Annotated in this window: 9 protein-coding genes and 3 pseudogenes; 2 read left to right on the forward strand and 10 right to left on the reverse strand. The window is 57.3% G+C overall.

Going from position 1 to position 9,959, the window contains the following annotated elements; all coding sequences use genetic code 11:
* Positions 1 to 306: pseudogene (locus M0974_RS15390) on the forward strand (chemotaxis protein); the annotation flags it as partial.
* 46 nt (positions 307 to 352) lie between these two features.
* Here the strand turns inward: M0974_RS15390 and M0974_RS15395 are convergent.
* Positions 353 to 838 (reverse strand): flavin reductase family protein, encoded by a 486-nt coding sequence (locus M0974_RS15395; protein ID WP_297838305.1) that lies wholly within the window; start codon positions 836 to 838, stop codon positions 353 to 355.
* Between the two features lie 324 nt (positions 839 to 1,162).
* Here M0974_RS15395 and M0974_RS15400 point away from each other — a divergent pair, with 324 nt between their 5' ends.
* Positions 1,163 to 2,569 (forward strand): cytosine permease, encoded by a 1,407-nt coding sequence (locus tag M0974_RS15400; RefSeq protein WP_297838308.1) that lies wholly within the window; start codon positions 1,163 to 1,165, stop codon positions 2,567 to 2,569.
* 108 nt (positions 2,570 to 2,677) lie between these two features.
* Here M0974_RS15400 and M0974_RS15405 read toward each other — a convergent pair whose 3' ends face one another.
* The 9 genes and pseudogenes from M0974_RS15405 to M0974_RS15445 form a co-directional block, all read right to left on the reverse strand.
* Positions 2,678 to 3,430 carry a GntR family transcriptional regulator gene (locus tag M0974_RS15405; protein WP_297838312.1) on the reverse strand — a complete coding sequence of 251 codons (753 nt, stop codon included), beginning with the start codon at positions 3,428 to 3,430 and terminating at the stop codon, positions 2,678 to 2,680.
* Between the two features lie 138 nt (positions 3,431 to 3,568).
* A pseudogene (locus M0974_RS15410) lies at positions 3,569 to 3,700 on the reverse strand (carboxymuconolactone decarboxylase family protein); the annotation flags it as partial.
* Between the two features lie 57 nt (positions 3,701 to 3,757).
* Positions 3,758 to 3,826: pseudogene (locus tag M0974_RS15415) on the reverse strand (flavin reductase); the annotation flags it as partial.
* Between the two features lie 12 nt (positions 3,827 to 3,838).
* Positions 3,839 to 5,320, reverse strand: coding sequence for an aldehyde dehydrogenase (locus M0974_RS15420; protein ID WP_297838315.1), 1,482 nt, complete (start codon positions 5,318 to 5,320; stop codon positions 3,839 to 3,841).
* On the reverse strand, positions 5,317 to 6,150 hold the full coding sequence (locus tag M0974_RS15425; protein WP_297838318.1) for an alpha/beta fold hydrolase: 834 nt from the start codon (positions 6,148 to 6,150) through the stop codon (positions 5,317 to 5,319). The genes M0974_RS15420 and M0974_RS15425 overlap by 4 nt, the downstream gene beginning before the upstream one ends.
* Positions 6,151 to 6,195: 45 nt before the next feature.
* A complete protein-coding gene (locus M0974_RS15430; RefSeq protein ID WP_297838321.1) occupies positions 6,196 to 6,786 on the reverse strand; it encodes an amino acid synthesis family protein in 591 nt (196 codons plus the stop codon).
* 281 nt (positions 6,787 to 7,067) lie between these two features.
* Positions 7,068 to 7,277 (reverse strand): hypothetical protein, encoded by a 210-nt coding sequence (locus M0974_RS15435; RefSeq protein WP_297838324.1) that lies wholly within the window; start codon positions 7,275 to 7,277, stop codon positions 7,068 to 7,070.
* Between the two features lie 48 nt (positions 7,278 to 7,325).
* Positions 7,326 to 8,324 carry a helix-turn-helix domain-containing protein gene (locus M0974_RS15440; RefSeq protein WP_297838327.1) on the reverse strand — a complete coding sequence of 333 codons (999 nt, stop codon included), beginning with the start codon at positions 8,322 to 8,324 and terminating at the stop codon, positions 7,326 to 7,328.
* A gap of 55 nt (positions 8,325 to 8,379) precedes the next feature.
* Positions 8,380 to 9,858: an aldehyde dehydrogenase family protein gene (locus M0974_RS15445; protein WP_297838330.1), complete on the reverse strand. Its 1,479-nt coding sequence runs from the start codon at positions 9,856 to 9,858 to the stop codon at positions 8,380 to 8,382.
* Positions 9,859 to 9,959 lie beyond the last annotated feature (101 nt).

The raw sequence follows: 9,959 nt of genomic DNA on the forward strand, positions 1-9,959 counted from the left end.
ATGGGCAAGCAAATGCATGCCAGTCTTGAGGTATCACAGGAGACGGTGGTGTCGATCAATGAGGCGCGGACGAGCTTCGGGCTGATCCGCGAATCGGTGGACGTGATCCGCGATATGAATACGCAGATCGCCACCGCAGCGGAGGAGCAGCACCAGGTGGCTGAAGATATCAATCGGCACATCAGCCAGATTCACGGTGATGCGCAACTGGTTGCCAGCCTTGCGGATTCCACCCGTCAGGATGCGAAGAACCTGACAACGTTGTCCGAGACGTTGAATCAGTTGGTCAGTCGTTTTAGAACGTAAGGCAGGAATGGCAGCGGAGTTTTTACACCGCTGCTATTTGATCGAATCAGGCGAGAACGGGCAGGGCGCCCATCTTGCCATGGCAATACACCAATGGACCGGCGATCTGCTGGGGTACGATCAGGTTCTTCACTGCGCCGACCATGATTGCGTGGTCGCCCCCTTCATACTCGCGCCACAACTCGCATTCGATGACCGCTGTGGCATTCGCCAGAATCGGGTTGCCCAACTCGCTAAGGGTCCACTCGATTCCTAGTGCCTTGTCTTTGCCTTTGCGCGCAAAGGCATAGGCCTCGCTTTGCTGGCCGCCAGAAAGTACATGAATGGCAAAGCGTTTGTTTTTGATCAGTACCGGGTAGGAATCGGAGCTGTAGTTAGGGCAGAACAGCACCAGCGCCGGGTCCATGGATAGCGAGCTGAAGGCGCTGGCGGTCAGGCCGACGATTTGCCCATCGTCATCGAGCGTGGTGATCACAGTGACCCCGGAAGGAAACGAACCCATCACTTGTTTGTAGATGGCGGCATCGATCATGGGACGGTCCCTCTGGTAGTAAAATAGGTTTTTATGAGTTTATAGATATTATGGTATACCGTAATACGTAGTTTGCAATGGCTTTTTCTACGGACCGACAAACGTGATCCTTTGGTCTTAAAGTCAATGATTACGGGGCCTAACGCTAGGCGGTGCGTACAGTCATACGTCAGAATCGCGGGTCAGATGAATACTAAAAGACTGGATCAGTCTTGTTTAAAAGTTGGAATACCATAATATGGTACGCATCTGAGGGGCTGCCGAAGAGCACCCCCGGTTTGGCTTCATACAAATATAAGATCAGACAAACTTGAGTTCATGCATATGTCGCAGATGTCCCGGCAAGACCCCCTGATCGAGAACCACACGGTCGATTACGTCCCACTCGCGGAACGCCACGGGAAGGCTCGCGATCTTTTCACCTTATGGTTCAGCACCAACATTGCGCCACTGCCCATCGTCACCGGCGCCATGGTGATTCAAGTGTTCCATCTCAACCTGTTCTGGGGGTTGATAGCGATTGCTCTCGGGCACATGGTCGGCGGTCTGGTGATTGCTCTTGCATCGGCCCAAGGCCCGCGCATGGGGATTCCGCAGATGGTGCAGAGCCGCGGCCAGTTCGGCCGTTATGGTGCGCTGCTGATCGTGTTCTTTGCGGCGATTATCTATATCGGTTTTTTCATCTCCAACACCGTGCTGGCTGGCAAGTCGATTGTCGGCATCGCCCCCTCGGTTCCGGTGCCGGTGAGCATCCTTATCGGCGCATTTGGCGCCACTGCAATCGGGGTGATCGGTTACCGCTTCATTCACATCCTTAACCGCATTGGCACCTGGGTCATGGGCAGCGCCTTGCTCGCCGGTTTCCTTTACATCTTCGCCCATGATCTGCCGGCAGACTTTTTCACTCGTGGTGGTTTCAACGTGTCCGGCTGGCTGGCGACGGTATCGCTGGGCATCATCTGGCAGATCAGCTTCTCGGCTTATGTGTCGGACTATTCGCGTTACCTGCCGGCGGATATCGGGATCGCCCGTCCGTTCTTTGCAACGTATCTGGGCGCGACGCTGGGCACCATTTTGTCGTTCTCCTTCGGCGCGGTGGCGGTGCTGGCAACCCCGCCGGGCACGGAAGCGATGGTGGCGGTGAAGCAATCCACAGGTTGGCTGGGGCCGATCCTGATGGTGTTGTTCTTGCTCAACATCATCAGCCACAACGCCTTGAATCTGTATGGCGCAGTGCTGTCGATCATTACTTCAATCCAGACCTTCGCCAGCCAGTGGACGCCAAGCATCAAGCTGCGTGTGGTGTTGTCGAGTGTGGTGCTGGCGGGGTGCTGTGTGGTGGCGCTTAGTGCTTCGGCGGACTTTATCTCGCAGTTCATCGGGCTGGTTTTGGCGCTGTTGCTGGTGCTGGTGCCTTGGGCTTCGATCAACTTGATCGACTTCTATCTGATCAAGCGCGGGTGCTATGACATTGCCTCGATCTTTCGTGCGGATGGCGGGATTTATGGGCGGTTCAATCTGCATGCGATCGTTGCGTATTTCATCGGGATTGTTGTGCAACTGCCGTTTGCCAATACGTCGTTGTATATCGGGCCGTATGCCAATCTGGTGGAAGGTGCGGATCTGTCGTGGCTGGTGGGGTTGGTGGTGACTTGTCCTTTGTATTACTGCCTGGCGACGCGTGGGCAGGCGCAGCAGAGTAGGGCTTCGCGACTTGGTTATGCTGACTGATTGATGTGCGCTTGTTCTTGTCTGGAATGCCCGGCTTATTGCCCGGTGGCAGCTGATGACCAGGATCATTGCTGCCGCACTTTGGACAAAAGTTCGGGCTGAACATGTTCAACGACTTATGCGCGGCTCCTTAAGTGCGATCGGTAGGGTGATTTGCGGGATCACGCCCGTTTCTTCCTGTTTGCGCTTGAGGTATTCCAGAGCGACTGCCGCCGCGGCGCGCACATGTTCGACGCAGGCCTGATGGGCCGCAAGAGGATCGCCGCTCTTGATCGCGTCGACGATCCGTTCCATCTCCTGATTGCTCGCGCCGCGACGGTTTTCCTGGGACACCGAGGTCGCGCGCAAGTAGCTGATTCGCGCCTGTAACTGGCGCAATTGCAGGGCTGCTACATGGTTGCCGGAGCCTTCGAGCAGCACGTCATAAAACCCTTGGACCGAGTCGATGACCTGTTGCAGCTCACCGTCCTTGAGGGCCTTGCGGTTGTCCTCGAGGGCTTTTTCCAGGGCCTTGATGTCTTTGGCTTTGGCGCGCAGGGTGAACAGCTGGACGATCAAGCCTTCGAGCACGCAGCGCAATTCATAAATATCCCCGGCATCAGCCAGGGTAATGATCGCAACCCTCGGGCCCTTGGCGTCGGCAAACTCCACCAGGCCTTCGGATTCTAGGTGACGCAAGGCTTCGCGTACGGATGTGCGACTGACGCCCAGGCGATCGCAAAGATCGCGCTCGACCAAACGGTCTCCCGGCAGAAGCTGGAAGTTCATGATGGCGCTTCGCAGTTTATCCAGCACTATTTCGCGCAGGGTAACGGGGTTGCGATTGACCTTGAAGCTGTCGTCGAGTGGCAGGCGTTTCATGGGGTCTGCTCTGAGTGTGGCTGTCCATGCAAAAAGAGCACTTCGATCATTACGACCATCCGTGCTCCGGTCAGATCAAACAGCCAAGGGGTTAACTGGAGGCATCGGCGAACGCTTCACGACTCAGCCCGTTAGGCAGGCGCCGCGTACATGCAACTTGAGTTCGTGCGGCCGATTGAGGGCTGAAATCATGGGCAAGTTTATCATGCTGCGTTCTTTAAGCGACAAGCCCTCACGGCCCCAGAAGTGGCCCCTGCAGTATTCGGTAACCCTTCCTGGAGTCGCAGGGGTGACGTTGCACGGCCCGAAAGAAAAACGTCAGGCCGGGGTGGTGACCACCGTGACCCCGGAAGGAAACGGGCTCATGACGTCTTTGTAGATGTTGAGTTCGATTATGTAGGTGGTCTCTTAACGCATCACGAAGGGGTCGGGTATCGGTGCCTGGGAGAGGTTTATCCACACTGTTTTGAGCTCCGTGTAGGCCAGCACCGAATCGATGCCACTCTCGCGTCCATAACCGCTGTTCTTGAAGCCGCCGATTGGCGCCATGGCCGACACGGCGCGGTAGGTATTGACCCAAATGATCCCGGAGCGCACGTCCCGGGCGAGGCGGTGGGCACGTCCCAAGTCACGGGTCCAAATACCAGCAGCGAGGCCAAATTGCGAGTCATTGGCGATCGCCAGAGCGTGGGCTTCATCCTTGAAACGGATGACCGAGGCCACTGGACCGAACACTTCTTCCTGCATGATCTTCATCGAATTGCTGTCGCATTCGAACAAGGTCGGCTCGTAAAACCAGCCTTCGCCCAGATTCTGCGGACGCTTACCGCCCAGGCGCAGGTGTGCGCCTTCGGCGATTGCATCGGCGACAAGGCCTTCGACCACCGCCAGTTGCTGCGCAGTGGCCATGGGGCCCATTTCGCTAGTGTCGTCCTGCGGGTTACCGATGCGGATACGTTTGGCTCGCTCGACCAGACGCTCGACGAACTCATCGTAGATTTCGTCTTGCACCAGCAGCCGTGAACCGGAGACACAGCTTTGACCGGAGGCAGCGTAGATCCCTGCGATGACGCCATTGATCGCGCTGTCGAGGTCTGCGTCGGCAAAAATGATGTTCGGTGATTTGCCCCCCAGTTCTAGGGACAGTTTTGCAAAGTTTTCAGCACTGCTGCGCACCACATGCCGCGCTGTGGCGGCACCGCCGGTGAAGGCAATTTTGCGTACCAGCGGATGACGGGTGAGGGCCGCGCCGGTGCTTGGGCCGTAACCGGTGACAACGTTGACCACGCCCGGCGGAATGCCGGCTTCCAGCGCCAGGCGGGCGAGCTCGAGAATGGTCGCCGAGGCGTGTTCCGAAGGTTTGATCACGATGGTATTGCCCGCGGCCAGCGCGGGGGCCAGTTTGATCGCGGTCAGGTACAGCGGGCTGTTCCAGGGAATGATCGCGGCGACTACGCCCATCGCTTCGTGCACCGTGTAGGCAAACAGATCAGGCTTGTCCAGCGGCAGTGTGCCGCCTTCGAGCTTGTCCGCCAGGCCCGCGGAGTAGTGGAAGAACTCCGGCAGGTAGCTGACCTGGCCACGGGTTTCGCGAATCAGCTTGCCGTTGTCGCGGCTTTCCAGCTGCGCCAGATGTTCTTTGTTGTCAGCGATCAGATCGCCCAGGCGACGCAGCAGTTTACCGCGAGCAGTGGCGGTCAGGCCGCGCCAAACTGGGCTGTCAAAGGCAGTCTGCGCAGCTTGGACAGCGCGCTCGACGTCGGCTTCATCCGCATCGGGCAATTGCGCCCAGGCTTGGGCCAGCGCCGGGTTAAGGCTTTCAAAGGTCTTGCCGGAAAGGGCATCGACCCATTCACCGCCGATGCACATCTGGAAGCGTGCGAGTGTCATGCAACGATCCCCTTTATAGAGTTTTGTCGGGAGTGCGCTGTGTCGAGAAACTCCAGCAACAGCTGGTTGACCAGGCGCGGCGATTCTACGGGCATCATATGTCGCTGCTCGGCGAGCACGGCAACTGTCGCGCCGGGAATTCGCTCAGCCAATTGCATGGCCATTTGCGGTGTCGAGCCTGGATCCAGTTCACCGGTGGCGATCAGGGTCGGCACTTGAATACTGGCCAAGTCTTCGGCGCGGTACATGTCCTGGGTCGCGAACAGCTCATAGGTGGTCAGGTAACCCTGAGGGTCATTGGCGGCCAAGGTCTGGCGCAAGGCTGCAATCTGCGCTGGATTGGCTGCCTGGTATTCGCGGCTGAACCAGCGCGACAGTGCTGCTTCGGCGTTGGCATCCGGTCCGTGCTCGGCCGCCTGACTGGTGCGGGCGATCACACCGGCGCGCTGTTCGGCGCTGCGATTGAACACGCTGTTGAGCACCACCATGCCTTGCAGGCGTTGCGGGTAATGCAAGGCAAAGGCCCGTGCTACCAGCCCACCCATGGAAAAACCGATCACCGTCGCCTGAGGCAATTGCAGGTGGTCGAGCAGCTCCAGTAACTGGTTGGCATAGCCAAGCAGGGGAGTACCGCTTTGCGGGCGTGGGCTGGCGCCATGGCCGAGCATGTCGTAGGCAATCACGCGGTATTTCGTGGCCAAGCCAACGACTTGGCCGCCCCACATTTCTTTGTTCAGGCCCACGCCGTGGATCAAGACCACGGGCTGGCCTTGGCCGGTCGCCAGGTAACTGGTGCCAGCCGGGGTGCGTTCAGCGGTGAGCCGAATCATGGAGCGCTCCTGCATGCCTTTTTGTTGTAGGTGCTCTCACCGGAATTACTGAGCTTTTTCGGCAGCCAGTTCTTCCAGGTCGATGTAACGGTTGCCTATACGTGGGTGCAGGCGGCCGCCATCGGCGCAACCCAGAACTACGACGATTTCGTCGGCACGTGGTGCATCTTCGATCTTCATTTCCAACGTGATGTAGTGCGAACGCAGACCTTCATCGTCCTTGTGCATCATCGGAATCTGGATCGAGGTGCCCGGACCGCCGCGCTTGTTGGTAAAGCTCAAGTAGCTCTTGGCTTTAACCGCTTCGCGGTAATGGTTGCCAAAACGCAGGGTGTGGATGACGGCGGAGGCGTGCTCGATTTCACCATCGGCGCCCACTACGGCCGCTTTACCGTAAGCCTCGATCTTCTCGGCACCGCCGATGATGCTCAGCAGACGTTCAACCATCAGTGCTCCGAGGTCGGAGCAGTTGGCGCGAATTTGTGGCTTCAGGTCTTCGACAAAGCCGTTGCCCAGCCAAGGGTTCTTCATCACTACGGCGAGACCGACCATGGTTACAGGTGTATCGGTGGCCTTGCCGCCTTCGATAAAGGTTTCTTCGACGTAGCTGACGATCTTGCGGATTTCGAAACTCATGAGCTGCTCCGTATAGGATGGAAGGTGTCTGCGTGTCTTATGGTATACCATAATACCATGCGCACAAGTCCCAGCCATGAGTTTGTGTTCGAACAGTCGATAAATGGCCAGTACCACGTCTTGGTGGCAGTAAAGGCACCTGCATTAGGGATCGCCTGACTCAGCAGGCTCTGCTGCTGCAGCTCACGCTAATCTGATGCGCCTGGGGCTCAGCAGGCACACCGCGTCTGCATATCTGCGTTTAATGGCCGAGTTCTGGAGCTGCGCACATTCACTTATTCCTACACCTCTAAAAGGCTTACTGCTGCTGACGTGCGGGAATCACGCAGGGACTGGGCCGCAAGCTCAAGCAAGATAGTGGCTTGCTTGCGCTGCTGATTGCTCAACTCGGCGGAGGTGAATTGGTAGTTGAGCGTCGCAACAGTGATTGAAACGCAAAGCATGACGAGTGTGAGCGTCATCACCATTTTGCCCGCTATCGAATGTTTCATCCTCGATCTCTTTTTTGTTTTTGGATGGTTTTTTCGGCAATAACAGACTCACGCAGCGGTCGGTTTCACTCTGATGTCGCTCGCCGTATCACGGAATAGCCGGGGCGACATGCCGAACGCTGATTTGAAATGCCTGCTGAAGTGAGAGCTGCTGCCATAGCCCCAAGCGTAGGCAATCTCGGTGAGCGAGCGATGGGCATGTTCCCGGTTGCGCAGATCTTCGGCGCAGCGCGACAAGCGCCGTTGCCAGATGTATTCGCTGATGCTGCAACCGACCTCATCCTGGAACGCGCGATGCAAGCTGCGCACCGAGCACTGCTCGGCATTGGCGATACGTTCGATGCTCAGCTCCCGGTCGGCCAAATGCCGCTCGATATACGCCTTGAGGCGGTTCTGCTTGAAGAAGCGGAAGTCGTGTTCGAGTTGCTTTTCTTCCTGTTTGTTCTTCAGAACGTTATCCAAAAGGCCGACGATACTGTCGCCGATCAGTCCGGCCGAGTTGTTGTTGAGTAAGGGGTATTGGCTGTAAGCATCACTGATCAGGTGCATCAGCATTCGGCCCAGTCCATTGCGACCGTTGATATGCATATCGCCCGCGTCCGCCAGTCGTCCGGCTGAGCCTTGGAAAAGCAGGATGAAATGTTCGCAGCCTTGGGTGCTGGTAACGTTGAACGGCTGGCCGCTGTCGACTAATAGCATCTCGTCAGGCGCTAATGCACTGCTGTGCCGACCTTGTTCGAAATGGCTGACGCCAGCAATCTGAAGTATCAACATCCGCGGGGTGTCGAGTGAGTCGACCGCTTTGCTCAGATGGCGTGAGTATCGATGCGCGCTGGCGGTCATCCGGCAGAAACGCAACTGACCTAAATCTCCATATTCAAGCCGCCCCTGAAAGTTGCTGTTATGCAACGGGTCGATGACAGTCGACTCCAGGCGTTTGATATAGTCCGGCGTGCGACCCAGGTGATCACTCATGAACTCTTTCCACTTCATCAGTCGGTCAGAGCGAACAACTTGATCGGTGGACACACAGGCTAAATTGTTCATTTTTCGCCTCTATTTTTTATTGTTTTGTTGTTGATTGGTCAGTATTGGTAAATGGTCAGAAGGGGTAGTTATGGCCACCGGGTTGCCAGGTTACCCAGTGGGCACGGGTGAACTCATCCAGGGCATAGTGGCCATTGAAGCGTCCAAGGCCGGAATTCTTTTCACCGCCGAATGGAGCGTTAGGCTGATCGTCGACGGTGATGTCGTTGATGTGGGTCATCCCAGCCACAATGCCACGGGCAAAGTTCAAGCCGCGGGCCATGTCCCGGGTGAACACCGCGCTGGACAGGCCATACTCGCTGGCGTTAGCCAACTCTAGGGCATGAGCTTCGTTTTCTGCGATCAGCAGCGGCAGCAATGGCCCGAAGGTTTCATCGCGCGCCAGCTCCTGATCGGCGCCCACCTCACCGAATACGTGGGCAGGCAGTACCAGTCCGGATGCGTCGCCTCCACAAAGCCGCTTTAGGCCTGCGCTCTCGGCCACGTCGATCTTGCGCAGCAGTCCATCGAGCTGGTTCTGATTAACCACAGGTCCAATCACAGTGTCTGCGTTGGCGGGGTCGCCGGTCTTGAGATTGCGTACCCGCTCCACGACCAGATCAGCGAAGTCGGCGTAAAGCGAGCGATCGACGATCACCCGGTTGACGCTCATGCAGATCTGGCCCTGATGCAGAAAGCGCCCGACCACAGCGGCATGCGCCGCTATTTCAATATCGGCATCAGCCAATACCACCAGCGGAGCGTTGCCGCCCAGCTCCAGCGCAACGCGTTTGATGTGTTTGCCGCCGGTAGCGATCCGGCCGACGTTACGACCTACATCCGTTGAACCCGTGAAGGAGATCAGGCTCGGTACCGGGTGTGCGACGAACGCATCACCGATCTCCGAACCCGCGCCGACCACGACATTGAGCGAGCCATTGGGGAAGCCTGCTTCTTCGAACAGATGCGCAATAAGCAGGCCACCGGTGACAGCGGTGTCGCTGGCGGGCTTGAGCACTACAGTGTTACCGAGCGCGAGTGCCGGCACTACCGAACGCATGCTCAGATACAGGGGAAAGTTCCACGGACTGATAACACCAACCACACCCAATGGTTCGCGGAAGACAAAGCTCTGTTCGCCGGGCTTGTAGCTGGTCAGGATCCGGCCTTCAACCTGCATAGGCAAGGTTGCGCACTCACGAACAAGGTTCAGGGTGAGCTGCCATTCCATGCCCGCTTTGATGCGCGTGCTGCCGGACTCGCGGATCAACCAGTCGATGATTTCTTCACTGCGGTTCTGGATGACGTGAGCCAGTTTTTCCAGCTGTGCACTGCGCTCTGTTGGATGCAGTTGTGCCCACTCGGTTTGCGCGCGATGTGCAGCCTGATAGGCATCATCGAGGTCGGCAATAGACGCCAGGGGCATTTCCAGCAGTTGTTCGCCATTGAAGGGGTTGCGGTCGTCCAGTCTTCGTAAGGAGCGACCTGTACGCCAGGTGCCGTTGATGTATTGGTCGCCATTAATGGCGTAAGGGGCGAAACGTTGAGTCGTCATAGTCTTACCTTTGGAATCAGGTGGTCGCGTCGTTCAAGGACGTCGATGATGTAAAAACCTTGTTCAGCTCCTGATCCAGGCGCGTCCCCAGGAATTGAGCG

Source organism: Pseudomonas sp. (assembly GCF_026224925.1).
Taxonomy (GTDB): Bacteria; Pseudomonadota; Gammaproteobacteria; order Pseudomonadales; family Pseudomonadaceae; genus Aquipseudomonas.